General features: G+C 57.1%; 17 protein-coding genes. 13 read left to right on the top strand and 4 right to left on the bottom strand.

The annotated features are described in order from the left end of the window. Positions 1–169 precede the first annotated feature (169 nt). Genes ffh through RIB44_02610 form a run of 4 tightly spaced genes read left to right on the top strand, consistent with a single transcriptional unit; the run spans position 170 to position 3,176 of the window. A complete protein-coding gene (gene ffh / locus RIB44_02625) occupies positions 170–1,639 on the top strand; it encodes a signal recognition particle protein (GenBank protein ID MEQ8615467.1) in 1,470 nt (489 codons plus the stop codon). Between the two features lie 56 nt (positions 1,640–1,695). Beyond that, on the top strand, positions 1,696–2,547 hold the full coding sequence (locus RIB44_02620) for an abortive infection family protein (protein MEQ8615466.1): 852 nt from the start codon (positions 1,696–1,698) through the stop codon (positions 2,545–2,547). 51 nt (positions 2,548–2,598) lie between these two features. Next, positions 2,599–2,868 (top strand): hypothetical protein, encoded by a 270-nt coding sequence (locus tag RIB44_02615; protein MEQ8615465.1) that lies wholly within the window; start codon positions 2,599–2,601, stop codon positions 2,866–2,868. Then, positions 2,865–3,176 (top strand): hypothetical protein, encoded by a 312-nt coding sequence (locus tag RIB44_02610; GenBank protein MEQ8615464.1) that lies wholly within the window; start codon positions 2,865–2,867, stop codon positions 3,174–3,176. The genes RIB44_02615 and RIB44_02610 overlap by 4 nt, the downstream gene beginning before the upstream one ends. Positions 3,177–3,195: 19 nt before the next feature. Here the strand turns inward: RIB44_02610 and RIB44_02605 are convergent, their stop codons facing one another. Next, positions 3,196–3,558 carry a HigA family addiction module antitoxin gene (locus RIB44_02605; GenBank protein ID MEQ8615463.1) on the bottom strand — a complete coding sequence of 121 codons (363 nt, stop codon included), beginning with the start codon at positions 3,556–3,558 and terminating at the stop codon, positions 3,196–3,198. A gap of 511 nt (positions 3,559–4,069) precedes the next feature. Between RIB44_02605 and rpsP the strand changes: the two genes are divergently transcribed. From rpsP to RIB44_02575, 6 genes are all read left to right on the top strand, one after another. Then, the gene (gene rpsP / locus RIB44_02600; protein ID MEQ8615462.1) at positions 4,070–4,630 is read left to right on the top strand and encodes a 30S ribosomal protein S16; all 561 of its coding nucleotides are present in this window, start codon (positions 4,070–4,072) and stop codon (positions 4,628–4,630) included. 53 nt (positions 4,631–4,683) lie between these two features. Then, the gene (gene trmD, locus RIB44_02595) at positions 4,684–5,373 is read left to right on the top strand and encodes a tRNA (guanosine(37)-N1)-methyltransferase TrmD (protein MEQ8615461.1); all 690 of its coding nucleotides are present in this window, start codon (positions 4,684–4,686) and stop codon (positions 5,371–5,373) included. A gap of 183 nt (positions 5,374–5,556) precedes the next feature. After that, positions 5,557–5,922 (top strand): 50S ribosomal protein L19, encoded by a 366-nt coding sequence (gene rplS, locus RIB44_02590; GenBank protein ID MEQ8615460.1) that lies wholly within the window; start codon positions 5,557–5,559, stop codon positions 5,920–5,922. 125 nt (positions 5,923–6,047) lie between these two features. Then, positions 6,048–6,506 (top strand): YraN family protein, encoded by a 459-nt coding sequence (locus RIB44_02585; protein ID MEQ8615459.1) that lies wholly within the window; start codon positions 6,048–6,050, stop codon positions 6,504–6,506. A gap of 225 nt (positions 6,507–6,731) precedes the next feature. Further along, positions 6,732–8,420 carry a CTP synthase gene (locus RIB44_02580; protein ID MEQ8615458.1) on the top strand — a complete coding sequence of 563 codons (1,689 nt, stop codon included), beginning with the start codon at positions 6,732–6,734 and terminating at the stop codon, positions 8,418–8,420. Beyond that, positions 8,407–8,847, top strand: a complete 441-nt coding sequence (locus RIB44_02575) for a DUF1844 domain-containing protein (GenBank protein ID MEQ8615457.1) — start codon at positions 8,407–8,409, stop codon at positions 8,845–8,847. The genes RIB44_02580 and RIB44_02575 overlap by 14 nt, the downstream gene beginning before the upstream one ends. 640 nt (positions 8,848–9,487) lie before the next feature. Here RIB44_02575 and RIB44_02570 read toward each other — a convergent pair. Beyond that, positions 9,488–10,000 carry a division/cell wall cluster transcriptional repressor MraZ gene (locus RIB44_02570; GenBank protein ID MEQ8615456.1) on the bottom strand — a complete coding sequence of 171 codons (513 nt, stop codon included), beginning with the start codon at positions 9,998–10,000 and terminating at the stop codon, positions 9,488–9,490. A gap of 294 nt (positions 10,001–10,294) precedes the next feature. On the opposite strand from RIB44_02570, the gene RIB44_02565 reads away from it, so the two are divergent. The 3 genes from RIB44_02565 to RIB44_02555 all read left to right on the top strand — a co-directional run bounded on the left by RIB44_02565 (position 10,295) and on the right by RIB44_02555 (position 12,306). Continuing rightward, complete coding sequence (locus RIB44_02565) at positions 10,295–11,545, top strand: beta-ketoacyl-[acyl-carrier-protein] synthase family protein (protein MEQ8615455.1); 1,251 nt, start codon at positions 10,295–10,297, stop codon at positions 11,543–11,545. An 82-nt stretch (positions 11,546–11,627) separates the two neighbouring features. After that, on the top strand, positions 11,628–11,906 hold the full coding sequence (locus RIB44_02560) for a hypothetical protein (GenBank protein MEQ8615454.1): 279 nt from the start codon (positions 11,628–11,630) through the stop codon (positions 11,904–11,906). Beyond that, entirely contained in the window at positions 11,884–12,306 is a 423-nt protein-coding gene (locus RIB44_02555; protein MEQ8615453.1) for a PIN domain-containing protein, read from the top strand. The genes RIB44_02560 and RIB44_02555 overlap by 23 nt, the downstream gene beginning before the upstream one ends. A 47-nt stretch (positions 12,307–12,353) precedes the next feature. Here RIB44_02555 and RIB44_02550 read toward each other — a convergent pair whose 3' ends face one another. Both RIB44_02550 and RIB44_02545 read right to left on the bottom strand, forming a co-directional pair. Beyond that, entirely contained in the window at positions 12,354–13,721 is a 1,368-nt protein-coding gene (locus tag RIB44_02550; protein MEQ8615452.1) for an excinuclease ABC subunit UvrC, read from the bottom strand. Positions 13,722–13,870: 149 nt separating this feature from the next. Next, complete coding sequence (locus tag RIB44_02545) at positions 13,871–15,673, bottom strand: phospho-sugar mutase (GenBank protein ID MEQ8615451.1); 1,803 nt, start codon at positions 15,671–15,673, stop codon at positions 13,871–13,873. Positions 15,674–15,675: the final 2 nt, after the last annotated feature.

The following is a 15,675-nucleotide window of genomic DNA, read 5'->3' as shown; positions in this document are numbered from 1 at the left end:
GTTGACCCCATCTGCGTTTATCAGCGTTCATCAGCGGCTAAATCAAATCTCTCTACGCCTCCCCGCGAGACTTCGAACCCCAGCCCGACGATTGCTGCTACCCCTAACTTTCCGATACAATCACTTTTTTGTCCCAAATACTCCAGCAGAAACAAACGAGTAGCTCAGCATGTTCGAAGGACTACAAGACGGACTAGGCAGTGCCTTCAAGACCCTCCGCGGCAAAGGAAAGCTCTCCGAGAAGAACATGCGCGACGGGCTGAAGCTCGTCGAGAAGTCGCTCCTCGAAGCGGACGTCTCCTTCGAGGTCGTCCGCGCGTTCATGAAGCGGGTCACCGAGGAAGCGGTCGGCGAGAAGGTCCTCAAGTCGCTCAACCCGGACGAGCAGGTCGTCGGCATCGTCCACCAGGCCCTCATCGACCTCATGGGCCCGGTCGATCACTCGCTCCACCTCAAAGGCAAGGGCGAAGTGACCGTCCTCATGATGTGCGGCTTGCAGGGCTCGGGAAAAACCACCACCTGCGGCAAGCTCGGACGGATGCTCAAAGAGTCAGGCCGCAAGCCGCTGCTGGTGGCCGCCGACCTCCAACGCCCCGCGGCAATCGACCAGTTGCACGTGCTGGGTGAGCAACTCGGCATCGACGTCTATTCCGACCGCACCAACAAAGACCCCGTGAAGGTCTGCAACGCCGCGGTCAAGGAAGCAAAGAAACTAGAAGTCGACGTTGTAATTCTCGATACCGCCGGTCGTTTGCACGTGGACGACGAGCTGATGAGCCAGCTCACCAACATCGACCGCCAGTGCGGTCCTGACCAGGCGCTGCTGGTCGTCGACGGTATGACGGGGCAAGACGCCGTCAACAGTGCCAAGGCGTTTAACGAAGCGCTCGAGCTCGACGGCGTCGTCATGACCAAGCTCGATGGCGACGCCCGCGGCGGGGCAGCGCTCTCGGTGAAGCAAGTCACCGGGGTGCCGATCAAGTTCATCGGCACGGGCGAACACCTCGACGCGCTCGAGGAGTTCCACCCCGATCGCATGGCAGGCCGCATCCTCGGGCAGGGCGATATTCTCTCGCTGGTCGAAAAAGCCCAACGCGAATTCGATCAGGACGAGATGGCCAAGCAGGAAGAGCGGATGCGCAAGGGCGAGTTCACGCTCGACGACTTCCGCAAGCAGCTCGGCCAAATCACCAAGCTCGGCCCGCTACAAAAAGTGATGGGCATGATCCCCGGCATGGGCGGCATGATGGACGCCATGGGCGACATCGACCCGGAGAAAGACATGAAACGCCTATTCGGCATCATCGACGCGATGACCGCCGAGGAGAAACGCAACCCAAGTAAAGTGATCGACCAAAGCCGCCGCCGCCGCATCGCCGAGGGCTCCGGCGTGCAGCCCAACGAAGTCAACGACCTGGTGAAACAGTTCGACGCGATGGCCCAAATGATGACCGCCATGGCCGGCAAAGGCGTCCGCGAACGCATGAAAATGGCCCGCGAAATGCAAGCCGCCGCCGTGAGCGGGGGGACGATCACCAAGAAGAAGCAAAGTACTGGAAAACGGATGACCCCGAAGGAGAAGGCGGCCGCGCGTAAGGCTCGGGCGAAGGAGGCGCGGAGGCGGAAGCGTGGGGGGTGATTCAACTCGCAGCATAGCGCGAACCCAAGGATTGAGCAGCGTATCCCGAAGCTCAATTGCTCAATCATTGCCCGAACGGGTGGCATAACATGTCTAATTTAACCTTTATCGAGAGAAAGAAGCTTGAGGACTTATTTCGTATGGCAGGTGGGTACGTCCTTGATTTCACTGATTTTACTTTCCAGCAATTCATGGTCGAAGCAGCCCGTGTCGACATTGATGATCAGAAGTACTACGAGAACGGAACGTCTAAGGCAAAAAGGCTTCGTGCATTTTGGAAGATAGAACCAAACCATGTTGTAGCAAACTCAATCGATGCAATGATTGAATTGGCCACCATGTCAAACCATGCCGTTGATACAAACGACATTGACGAGTGCAAGGCTATTGCTCAGCGATTGCTTGATGAGTCTCCTGTCCCGGAGATCGATGCTATCAAGGCTGTGTCAGATGACAGAGCGTTTGAAGCGCTCGCAGAATCAGTTCGCGAGTCGGTAGAGAAACACAAGACAGAAGAAGGCCTAGATCGCCTTCACACATTCCTGATCAAGTACATCAGAAAACTGTGCGTTGAAGCTGGAATCGACGCGAACCCTAAGAAAGCCCTGCACGCTGTTTTCGGCGAGTATGTAAAGCACCTCCGCTCTGAAGGGCTGATAGAATCTGACATGGCGGAAAGAATACTGAAATCAACGATCTCGATTTTCGAGTCATTCAATCACGTGAGAAACAACAGATCATTCGCTCACGACAACCAACTACTGACCTATCACGAGAGTCTATTGATATTCAATAACGTATGTGCGGCTGTGAAGTTTTTGCGTGCGATTACTGACAGTGCCCAACGCAAAGAAGCCGAACCAGTAGCTGCCGAGTTGATACCGCCAACGGATGACATACCGTTTTAGTTGCCGGTTCTTCGTCTTTGACACCCCACCGTCACACGCCATAATGAATTTATGCACAACCTCCAACTCCCAGACGCCCAGTTCGAGAAGCTCTCTCAGCTAGCCGCCGCAACCGGCTACCCCGATGTGCCTTCCTACATTGACGCGCTGGTTGAGGTAGCGACTTTCGATCCCCGCGGAGGAATGAGCGTTAAACAGTTGCGTGAAAGTGCCGCTGAGTGCGTGAGCATCAATGAGCGGATGAAAGCCGGCGCGGAACACGACGCCCGGCAAGCACTCATCGATCTGGCTAAGAAGCGCGGACTGCCGTCACCCCAATGAAGACCTACCGGGTGACCATTTCTGACGAGACGCTAGCGGGCGTCGAAAAGCATCTCGACTACCTCGCCGAGCAAACAGGCTCCGAGGATAACGGCATCCGCTGGTGGGAACGGGCGCTGGAGAAAATCTTCTCCCTCGAAAAGCTCCCCAACCGCTGCCCGTTGGCTCCTGAGAACGAGTTCGAAGAACTGGAGATCCGTATGCTTCTCGTCGGAAGTTGCCTGTTCCTCTTCACTGTCGACGAGTCAAATCGCGTGGCTCGCATCCTGAATTTCCGCCACGGTTCACAAGAAGCACGGCCTCTTTAGACCCTGAAAGCGTAGTTGCCTACGAGCGACGAACCGGCTCCAGCTTGCATATTTCCTTCGTCGCTTCGCTTCTCATGGCGTGCCACAAATCCCAGTCGGATTGCAGTCCCAACCAAAAGTCAGCCGGCATCCCTAGCACCTGTGCTAGGCGAAGGGCCGTGTCAGGGGTGACGCTCCGCTTGGCATGGATGATTTCATTCACCCGCGGGAACGAGATTTCGAGACGTCGGGCAAGTGCCGATTGAGAAATCCCCAACGGCTTCAAGAATTCTTCGTTGAGCATCTCCCCAGGATGCGTCGGCGGACGGTTGCTGGGGAGTCGGCGCTCAACGAGTTTTGCTTGAGCGGCTTCTTCAGTGGTAGTCGGTGATTTCGACTTCATAAGCGTCTCCCCTCTCCCAACGAAAGCAAATGCGGAACTGATCGTTAATGCGAATACTGTGCTGACCTCGGCGATCCCCACGTAAGGGCTTCAATTTGTTACCAGGAGGAATGGCCAGATCACGCAGATCGCTGACTCGGTTGATCTGGTCAAGTTTCCTGCGTGCGACACCCCAAAGCTGTTTCGGACAGGTTTTCGCTGCCGCTCTCGACGCTAGCCCATTAAAAACATCCTCCGTCCCTCGATCTCGGAATTGAGCTATCACGCACCCCATTATACCTCGCAAACTGAAAAGAGACAAAACCAATAGAAGAGTGCAGAGCGGAGGTCGTTCTGAAGCCCCTTTCGGTTCCCGTAGCCCCCAAATTTTCACCCGTCCGGCACTTGCCAACCCGCCCCTAAATCTGCCACAATGCTGGGCTTGCGCCCCTTCACCGGGGTTGTCCGACCAACACGTGGGATGTTCCCACAGAATTATCGGCTAGGACCAGTTAGAAATAGGAGTAGCGCCGTGGCGGTACGTATCCGCATGAAGAAGATGGGCCGGACCCATCGACCGTTTTTTCGAATTTGTGCCATCGACAAGCGAGCCCCCCGTGATGGGCGAGTGCTCGAAGAGCTCGGCACCTACGACCCCCAAATCGCCGACACCGACGCCCGGGCGACGCTCAACAACGAGCGGATCGACTACTGGCTAAGCGTCGGTGCCCAGCCGAGCGACCGCGTCGGTACGCTGATCAAGAAGTACGGCACCAACGGGACGCATACCGAAGCCTACACTGCGGCCCGCGAAAAGCACGCCGCCCCGAAGACCGTCCCCGACGCTGGCGAACCGGTCACCGTTGAGCGCGATCGCAAAGCCGCTGAGGAAGCCAAGAAGGCAGAAGAAGCAAAAGCTGCCGAAGAGGCGAAGGCCGCGGAAGAAGCTGCCGCTGCTGAAGCGGAGGCTCCGGCTGAGGAAGCTGCTGCCGAGGGTGGTGAAGAAGCCGCAGCGGAAGCTCCTGCTGAAGAGGCCGCAGCCGAGGAAACAACCGAAGAAGCTCCCGCAGAGGAAGAGAAACCCGCTGAGTAGTGTCCGACCTAATGAGCCGCTCGTCGGCTTAGCCGTCACCATGCCGTGCAACTATGCGTTTCGACATCCTCACGCTCTTCCCCGAGATGTTCCCCGGGTACCTGAGCCAGAGCCTGTTGAACCTAGCGATCGAAAACGGCCTGGTCGACATCCAGTTGCACAATATCCGCGACTGGTCGAGCGACACAAAGCACCACAAAGTCGACGATCGCCCCTTCGGAGGCGGAGCCGGCATGGTCCTGCAAGTGGGACCAATTGTTGAAGCAGTTGAATCCGTCCGAGAGTTGACGCCCACGGCTGGCAAAGTCGTGATGCTGACTCCCGGCGGAGAGAAGTTAAACCAACGCGTCGTCGAACGCCTCGCCACGCAAGAGCGGCTCATCCTGCTCTGCGGGCGGTACGAGGGCTTCGATCAACGCATTTGTGACATTTTAGAACCCGAGGAGATTTCCCTAGGAGACTTCATCGTCAACGGCGGCGAGGTCGCCGCGATGGTGCTGGTCGACGCGGTCGTGAGACTCGTCCCCGGCGTCCTGGGCGACGAAGACAGTAACCGTTACGATTCATTCTCCACCGGAAACCGCCTCCTCGAATACGCCCAATACACCCGCCCAAGAGAATACCGAGGCCACGAAGTCCCCGAGGTACTACTCAGCGGCGACCACGAAAAAATAGCCAAATGGCGGGAAGAGAATAGTTTAGAGAGAACCAAGCAGAGACGGCCTGATCTTCTCGACGAGTAGCTATCAGCTGTCAGCCATCGGCTATCAGCTTTCGAGAAAGAGCATTAACCGCCAACTAAAATCATCCAACAAGTAGCTGAGAGCTGACGGCTGAGAGCTGACAGCCCTCGAACAACGGCCCGGTCACGTTTGTTGCAACGGCCTAAACAACCAAAAAAGAATCCGAAACGAAGGGCCTAAGCCATGAACAAATCCGAAATTCTCAAATCTGTCGAACAAGCGAGCATGAAAGAAAAACGCCCGCAGTTCGAGATTGGCGACACCGTCGATGTCCACACGAAGATTCTCGAAGGCGAGAAGGAACGCATTCAGGTCTTCTCCGGCGTCGTGATCGCCCGCAACGGTTCGGGCTCGAAAGAGATGTTCACCGTCCGCCGCATCGTGGCGGGCCAAGGTGTCGAGCGGAAGTTCCCCGTGAACTCGCCCCGTATCGACCACATTGAGGTCAAACGCAGTGCCGTGACCCGACGTGCGAAGCTCTACTACCTCCGCGAGCGTCAAGGCAAGGCCGTCCGCCTCAAGGAACGCCGCGTCGAGCGTGCGAAGTAAGCTCGGCCTGACGAAAACAAGCCTCGCTAGCCCGCGACCTATGCGTCGCGCGGAGCCTTTCCTGAGGGTCTCCGCGCGAGACGTAGCTCGCGGGCTACTTTCGATGCACGTAGAATAAGCGTGTGATGATTCTCAGCTCCATTCGCGAATGGCTTTCCAAACGCACACGCCCCGTATCTCTCGGAGGCCATCTTTCCTTAGGACAGAGGGGCGAACGAGCTGCCGCCAAGTATCTCCGCAAGCAAGGCTACAAAATCGTCGCCACGCGCGAGCGAATCCGCTTCGGCGAGATCGACATCATCGCAGTCGAAGGTACGAAGAAGGTCGGGCGGACGCTCGTTTTCATCGAAGTCAAAACCCGTCGCCGCGCCGACCAAGGCCGCCCTGCTGAGGCGGTCGATCTCACCCGCCGCTCGCGAATGACACGCGCCGCTCTCGCCTTCCAAAAAGGCCACGGCCTGCTCGAAACACCAAGCCGCTTTGATGTCATTGAGGTCATCTGGCCCAAAGAGTCTGCCCAACCGGAAATCACGCACCTGAAGAATGCGTTTGAAGCGGAGGGGCACGGGCAGATGTATCGGTGAGACGAAAGCCTTGTGTTATCGCCTCCCTTATGGATAACCCCTAGCCCTGGCGCAAGCCTCGGGTTCGGAAGTTCAGCAACTCCGCTACAGAACCCGAGGCTTGCGCCGCGGGCTAGGTTGCAGTGCGCTGGCGTTTCTGACACTACCGCTCAACCCCAAATTCACCTACAATACAATCCCTGTGGCATTTCTCACTCCTGGCAACGGATTACCCACAGGCATCTCATGGCAAAGCATATTTTCGTGACCGGCGGCGTCGTCAGCTCGCTCGGCAAGGGCCTCACCAGTGCTTCGATCGGCATGGTGCTCGAACGTCGCGGCCTCAAAGTGCGGATGCAGAAGCTCGACCCGTACATCAATGTCGACCCCGGCACGATGAGCCCCTATCAGCATGGCGAGGTGTACGTCCTCGACGACGGCAGCGAGACAGACCTCGACCTCGGCCACTACGAACGCTTCACCAACTCACCGCTAACGCGCGATTCCAACTACACGACCGGCCAAATTTATCAGTCAGTCATTAACAAAGAACGCCGCGGGGAGTTCCTCGGCAAGACCGTTCAGGTCATCCCGCACATCACTAACGAGATCAAATCGGTCATCAAACGCTTAGCCGGCGGCTCTGATAGTGAAGGGGGCGATGACGGCGCGGATGTCGTCATCACCGAAATCGGTGGTACGGTCGGCGATATCGAAAGCCTGCCGTTCTTGGAAGCGATTCGTCAGTTCGCGCTCGACGTGGGCAAAGAGAATTGTCTCTATATTCACTTGACGCTCGTGCCGTACTTGAAAGCGGCTCGCGAACTAAAAACGAAGCCAACACAGCACTCCGTCGGCCAGCTTCGCGAGATCGGTATCCAACCCGACATTCTCATTTGCCGATGCGAGCATTCGATCAGCCGTGAAGACCGCGAAAAGATCGCTCTCTTCTGTAACATTTCCTACGACGCAGTGATCGAAGAGAAGGACAAAGACTTCTCGATTTACGAAGTACCCATTAGCCTCGTTGACCACGGACTCGACCGGCTGATTTGCCAGAAGCTACAACTGAAAACCCCCGAGCCCGATCTCACCCCCTGGCACGATCTGCTCAGCACGCTCCGCAACCCCCAGCACGAGATCAGCATCGCCGTCGTCGGCAAATACGCTGAGCATCGTGACGCCTACAAGTCGATCTACGAAGCCATCGACCACGCGGGCATGGCCCACGCCGCTCAGATTCGTGTCGCCAGGATTCAAAGCGAAGAAGTGGAATCCGAAGGGGCCGAACGATTGCTCTCCGGCTACGACGGCATCCTCGTCCCAGGAGGTTTCGGCGAACGGGGCATCGAAGGCAAGGTCCAAGCGATCCGCTTCGCTCGTGAACGCGGCATTCCGTTCTTCGGCATTTGCCTTGGCATGCAGTGCGCCGTCGTCGAGTTCGCCCGCAATGTCTGCGGCATCGAGGATGCCCACTCCACGGAGTTCCACAACCAAACCCGCGAACCAGTCATCTGCCTCCTCGACGATCAGCGGAACGTCACCGACAAGGGCGGCACGATGCGGCTAGGCGCGATGCCTGCGAAGCTCGACCCCGAAAGCCACGCTGCCAAGTGCTACGGCACCACCGAGATCGAAGAACGGCACCGTCATCGCTACGAGTTCAACAACCAGTACCGCCAGCGCTTCGAAGCGAACGGTTTACGGATTGCCGGTACGAGCCCAGATAACTCGCTCGTTGAAATCGTTGAAGTGCCCGACCATCCTTGGTTCGTTGCCGTACAATACCATCCTGAATTCAAGTCGAAACCGACCAAAGCCCAGCCGCTATTTGCCGGGTTTGTCGGAGCGGCGGTCGAGCATCGGCAAAATCGCCGCAGCCAATCAAAGCAGGCACAGGCTACCAAAGAGGAGCAAAGCAATGTCGGAAGCTGAACAACCCGCGGGCCAAAACCCAGAAAAGAAGAAAATCATCATCGACGAGGATTGGAAATCCCAAGTCACCGCAGAGAAGGAAGCCGCTGAGAAACAAGCAACCGAGAGCGAGGGCGACCCCGCCGCCGGGGCCGGCATGTTCCCCGAGGCCTCCTTCGAAATGCTGGTCAGTATCTTCATGACCGAAGCAATGGTCGGCATGGGCCAAATCCCCCACCCCGCCACCGGCCAACCGCACCCGAGCAAAGAGCAAGCCCGCTACGCGATCGACATGCTCGAAGTCATCCAAGAGAAAACCAAAGGCAACCTGGATGAGCAGCAAGAGACCACCCTCCGCGACCTCCTCCACCAACTCCGCATGGCCTTCATCAGCACGCCGGACGCTTCACCGACACCGGAAAAGCCCTCGCCAATTGTGACCGAGTAGGATTTGAACCACAGAGGGCACGGAGAACACGGAGGCATGATTGAACCGTTTCCGAAAGATTGGGAATTGCTGTCTTTCTTTGAATGTGATCCTAAGAATCAGGATGAAGGGCTGGTTCTCTTTGATTCCCAACGAGAGACGTGTAGGGTTCGTTGTGAAATCTGGAAGCTTGAATGTGAAGTGTTGCTTCGGTGGTGGCTTCACGAATTACCCGCTGGCCAACTGAAACTTCGTTGGGTTCAAAGTATGGAACTCACCACAGGCGAGGGCGTCGAAGCAATGGTTATCACATTCCGTGAGCCTTGCCTGCTGCCACTTCGATTTCAATTAAAACCGACTGTCTGCTTAGAGTGGGGAACTGAGTGGTATCCGTAAGAAAGAAGGAAATACATTTCTCTATGAACCTCGGTATCCTCTGTGGTTCAAAAAAAGAGTCGCGAGAGACGCCACATTTCGCGGAGCAGAAAGAAAACACCACACCCAGTCGGTCACTTCTGTTTGGCATCCGTAGCCAAGGTTAGCCCTTCCGTAAGCGACTTGCATTTCCGGATCCGGTGACAACGAATCGGGTAAATGAAAAGGCTAAATAAAATTCAACTTGCCGACTGGGCGTGGTATAGCTCCATAGAATCCTGGTGATCTAGCTGGCGAGTTGCTCAAACAACTCGCGGAAGCCAGGCATGTGTTCTCCAATATGATTTCCCCAGGCCTCAGGGCGCCACAGCTCGATGCAGGTGGCCGCTCCAACGACCAACAGCGTGCCTCCTGGCTCAACTCCCAGGAACTCACGAAAGCTGTCGGGGATCGATATTCTTCCTCGTCCGGTGATGGGGATCGTTTTATGCCGGGTCGATAACAAACGGCCCAGCATCTGCACTTCGTCTCCTTGACGGGCGAGTCGCCCACTCTTGATTTTTCCTAGCACAAGCTCGAGCCCCTCGGCGAGCCAGTGCTGCCAATCCTCACTTCGCCAGACACTCACGCACCCAGGCCGTTCTTTCGCCAAGGTGCATTCGCTTGCGTCGCTTGAAATCGCCTCCGCCCAATCAACGGGAAGCGAAACACGGTAACGCTCATCCAGCGAACGGCTCCACTCACCTACAAACAGCTCCGGAAACAGTTCCGAATAGTTGTCTTGGGCAAGTGTTGCCATGTGATGAACCTAAATATGACGACATTCCGCCGACGGTGAACCCCTCCGTGGAGTAAATTGGGCGTTTTTCCCACAAATTTTATCTATCAAAAATTTATATGGGCCTATTACCCACACAAAAATGATAGCACTGCATTTCTGATCCTCAATCCCCAGCCGCCTGCCTATTCTCTTAATCGTGAAACCGAACTGGCGGCATCTGGCGAAATCTCCTAATTATTCCAATCGCACGGCCCTCTCCAGAGCGGTCGAAACTCGCCCACCACGCGTCAGCAAAGAAAACACGGGAAGCAAATGGACGATTCGATCGTCATCACAGGAATCGGCATGGTCACCGCCGCGGGCGAGACCCGCGAGGCCACTTGGCGGGCCGTCTGCAATGGCCAAAGCGGAATCAAGCCGCTGACAGACTTTCCGGGCATCGAACCGGGACGACTTCTCGGAGCAGTCGTCGAAAGCACGCCGGCAAATACGCCCGAACAACGCAACGTCCCCTTCGCCCTGCAAGCCGCCCACGAGGCACTCGACGATAGCGGGTTGAATCTGTTGGAAATCGACCGCGAACGCTTCGGCTCATCCGTTGCCGTCAACACGGGCGACATGCCGCTCAACGAAGCGACCCGTGTTGGCACACCCATCGAAGCAAGCCCGAACCTTTGGTGGCGGCAACTTCTTCCAAACACGACTGCCTACACGGTCGGCCAGCATTTCGACTTCCGTGGCCCACGTCTGTGCAACTCCACCGCCTGCGCCAGTGGAACCGTTGCCGTGCTACAAGGAGCGCGTGCCATTCAGGATGGCCAGTGCGATAAGATCCTTGCCGGCGGCGCTCAAGCGATTCACCCCTTGCTCGCTGCCGGCTTTGATAAGATGCGCGTGCTTGCCAAGCACGACGATCCCAGCCAAGCTTGCCGTCCGTTCGATGCCAACCGCTCAGGCTTCGTCATGGGAGAGGGCTCCGCGATGATGGTTCTCGAGCGCAAGACGGACGCCATCAATCGCGGCGCGCAAATCTATGCCGAAATCACTGGCGGCGCCCTCTGCGGCGATGCCCATCATGTGACCGACCTCAGCACCGACAGCACCACTTTCACGCACTTGCTCAGGGAAACCCTCCGCAAGTCGCGGCTCGCCCCGAGTGACATCGGCTACATTAACGCCCACGGCACCGGCACCAAGCAGAATGACGTGATGGAAAGCCGCGGCATCCGCAATGCGTTTGACAACCAAGTCGGCGACCTCTGCGTCAGCTCTACAAAAGCCGTCCTCGGCCACTTAGTGAACGCCGCCGGCGCGGTCGAAACGGCCCTCACAATCCTCGCCCTCCGCGACGGCTACGCCCCACCCACGATGAACCTCACCACCCCCGACCCCGAATGCGACCTCGATTGCATTCCCCTCGTCGGTCGGAAACGTCCGCTCGAACACGCGATGAAAACCAGCATCGCCTTCGGCGGCCACCTAGCGGCAATTGCCCTGCGACGCTTCACAGGTGCGAACGAACGCCAATCGCTTCTCGAAGACCGCCTCCCGCTCGCGGCTTAGCCGTCACAGAGGAGCAATTAAGCCAACCAGAATTGGAACTCGAATCAGACTTGCGGTAACATGCTTGCAAGAGGTGACGACCATGGCAGAGAACCCAGATAAAATCGAACTCACGAAAGAGCAGCGTGAGTTGCTGGCGAAGCGTGCGAAAGAAACAGGCCGTTCCGCTGCGGAACTGCTTGCGGAGTTATTCTCACGTGTCGCTCGCCCACGCCGGGAACCACGTGAGGGACGAAGTTTGTACGATGCTATGAAAGAGTATGGGTTGATAGGGGCGATGGAAGGCCCCGGGGATCTCAGCACAAACCCTGACCACATGAAAGGCTTCGGAGAATCGCGTGCCCCAGCGGATACTGATTGACACAGGCCCTATTGTGGCGATTCTTGATTCCAAGGATCAACACCACAATCAGTGTGCGCACACGGCATCGAATCTACCTGACATCGTGCTAACTTGTTGGCCCGTCATTACGGAAGCCTGTTACCTGCTACGCTCAAGACCTGATCTAGTAGATCGGTTCTTAGAAATGATTCACGACGGCGTCTACGAAGTGCTCGACATTGATGTCGGCGAAATCACCGAGGTTGGCGGAGTCCTCGCCAAGTATCGCGACCAACAAATCGATCTAGCCGATGCCTGCCTTGCCCACTTAGCGGCTCGCGAATCGATCGACACTGTGTTCACCGTCGATCAGCGACACTTCAGCCTGTTCCGAAATGTCGCCGGAGATGCGTTGCAGCTGATTCCTGACTTGCGATGACCGCTGCGGCGATTCCGAAGGACGCCGGGTGCCACTGGCTCTGCCAACTACTTCTCCCCCAATGTCTTCTTCCGCCTCAGCAAGTGATGATAGTGCTGCGCAAACCGGTGCGATTCATCCCGCACGTATTGCAGCAAACGCAACGCAAACGCATGACGGCTGATCTTGACTGGCTCCGGCTCGCCCATGCGGTAGACCAGTTCTTCCTTCTTCGCCAGCGACAGTAACAACGGCGGCGTCATGCCCTGGGCTTCGAACGCCTGGATTGCTTTGCCGAGTTGCCCCTTGCCGCCGTCGATCAGCAGGATGTCGGGGAACACATCACCCTCGTCACTTAAACGCTTGAACCTGCGGCTGACCACTTCGTGGATGCTCGCGTAGTCGTCGATGCCCTGGACTTCGCGAATGCGGAACCGGCGATAGCCCGGCTTAAACGGCAACCCGTCGATGAACTGAACGAGGCTCGCGACGGTTTCCGTGCCGCCGAGGTGCGCGATGTCGACGCCTTCAATCGTCCGCGGCGTTTCGGGCAATTTGAATATCTTCTGCAGGCCGGCCAGCCCCTTCTTTGGATCAACGTAAAACACTTCCGGCTGTTCATGCTTCTCAAGATCGCCTCTGTCGTGGATCGACTCGAGCATCTTGATCTCGTCCCGCAGCCGGGCAGCTTGCTCGAAGCGGAGGTTCTTTGACGCCTCCTCCATTTCGGCGACCATTTCTTTGAGCAACGACTTCCGATTGCCGTCGAGAAACTTTTTTAGCCGGGCGATGTCCTTCCGGTACTCTTCCTTGCTAATACGTAAGTTGCAGGGTGCTGTACACTGCTTAATCGAAGCTAACAAGCAAGGCCGAAACCACCGCCACTTCTCGTCGCCATCCTCAATGTCGAGCGAACAGTTCCGGAACTGAAAAACGCGCTGCAATACTTGCACCGCCCCACGAAGCTGCCCCACGTTAGCAAACGGCCCGTAGAGCTTAGCCCCCGTGGTTCGCGGTTCACGGGTGATCTCTACCCGCGGGAAATCCTCGTGCGTCGTGATCTGCAAGTAGGGAAAACTCTTGTCGTCACGCAGTTCCCGATTGAACTTCGGCTGTACGTCCTTCACCAGCCGTGCTTCCATCAGCAGCGCGTCGACCTCGCTCTCGGCATCCATGAAGTCGATGTCGTAAGCTTCCTTGACGAGCTGCTCGGTCCGCTGATCCTCAGCCGCTGCCTTCAGAAAATAGCTGCTCGCCCGGGCCTTCAGATTCTTCGCCTTCCCGACATAGAGCACCCTGCCCTTTTGGTCGAGGAACAGATAGACACCCGGCGTATCGGGAAACTTCGTACGCACCTTTTCAGCCGCGAGGAGAAAGAACTCTCCTTGCGTCTGCACAGGCTCACTCTCCGGCAACTGATCATCCTCATCCGACATGCCATTCATCCTAGGCGTGTCCGACCATTCAGAGAAGGTGGGCCGGAGTTTTGAACATCCCGACGCGTCGGGACAAGGATTTCACGGATCACTGCATTGGATCAAACAAAATCCGTGTCATCCGTGCGATCCGTGTTCAAAAAACTACGCTAGACCCCAGCAAACCCACGCAGGTCTTTCTCAAACGAATCCAGCCGCTCTTCCAACTCTTCCCGTGTCCGCCCCATGTGAGCGAGTTGCTCCGCGGGTTCCCAGGCGAACATGTAGAGCTTGATCTTCGGCTCGGTGCCGCTGGGGCGGATGGCAATGTAGTTGCCTTCGAGAGCGAGGTCGAGAATCACCAAGTCTCCGTGCGGGCCTTCCAAGGGCTTAGGCTCTTCGCCGCTGACGGTGACTGTCTGATTCAGGTAATCGCGAATCTGAGCCACTTGGTTTCCGCCAATCGATTCCGGCGGGGCGCTTCGGAAGCTGGCCATCACCTCCTTCATGCGATCCATCCCTTCACTGCCGGGCATCATCACGCTGACGGTTCGTTCCGCGTGGGCACCGTGCTGCCAGAAGAGGTCTTCCAGTTTTTCATGAAGCGTCTTGCCTTCAGCTTTGAGCTTGGCCGCGAGTTCGCAGAGTAGCAACGCCGCGACGCCGCCGTCCTTATCGCGAACGTGCGTGCCGGCCATGTAGCCGTAGGACTCTTCGGTGCCGAGGACGTAATTGTCCGCTCCCCCGGCATCAATCGCTCCAGCAATCCACTTGAAGCCGACCAGCAGGTTGTCCACGGTCTTTACACCGTAGCTGTCGCCTATTCGTCTCGTGAGTTGCGTCGTGACGAGAGTGATGATGTTGAAATTCTCCGGCGTCAAAGTTCCCGCCGCCTTGCGAACTTCCAAACAGTAGTCGGCAAGCAACGCCCCGATCTGATTACCCGTGAGAATATCCCAGTCCGAATCTTCTGCTGTGGTGAGCGGTGCTGAGCAACCAATCCGGTCACAATCAGGATCGCTCGCCACGGCCAGATCGGCACCGACCTGTTTGCAATGCTCGACGATCTCATCGAAAACCACGGGCCGCTCCGGATTAGAAACATGCCCCGGGACGTTGGGGAAATCGCCGCTCGGCTCGGCGTGCGGGCCGTAGACTTCCACGTCCTGAAAGCCGGCTCGCTCCAGCACCGGGCAAACCGCCGTCGCTCCAACGCCGTGCAGTGGCGAATAGACGACTTTCAAATCCCGCGGTCCGTCGGTCGACTGTTTCAGAACCGCTGAGATATACGCCTCGTCTACTTCGTCCTGGCAGATATCGATCTTGCCCGCGGCAACCGCTTCGTCAAACGGTGTCCGCTCGATCGTTTCCACGTTCATCACTTTGTCAATCACGCCCTTGTCATGCGGCGGCAGCAACTGTCCGCCGGTTGACCAGTACGCCTTCACTGCATTGTCACTCGGCGGGTTGTGACTTGCCGTGACCATGATGCCGCACGAGCAGTTTTTGTAACGCACGAGGAACGACAACTCCGGCGTGCTGCGGTGCCCCTGGAGGTAATAGACCTTGAACCCCGCCGCGACCATCACTTCCGCGCAGAGCTTGGAAAACTCCACCGACCGATGCCGCGTATCGTAGGCGATGGCACAAGAAAGTTCACCACCTTCATTATGCTCCTTTGTGTAGTTCGCCAGCCCTTGGGCACTCTCACCAATGGTCCGCTCGTTAATCGCATTGCTGCCGAACTCATACATCGTTCCCCGCCGACCACCCGTGCCAAACGGGATGACGGTCCAAAACACATCGTCCAGCTTCTGCCACTTCTCGTCCGCCACGTGCTGGCAAATTGAATCGACATAGTCCGCATACCGCGACTCCGTGAGCCAGCACTTGAGGTTTTCAAGGGCACTAGCGGTCAGCTTTTCGTCTGCGACGGCTTGCTCAGCGGCGGCAAGGGCTTCTTGGGCGTTCATGT

Source organism: Lacipirellulaceae bacterium (genome assembly GCA_040218535.1).
Classification (GTDB): domain Bacteria; phylum Planctomycetota; class Planctomycetia; order Pirellulales; family Lacipirellulaceae; genus Adhaeretor.
Note: the sequence above shows the minus strand (reverse complement) of the source record. Positions and strands in the feature narration are given on the sequence as shown.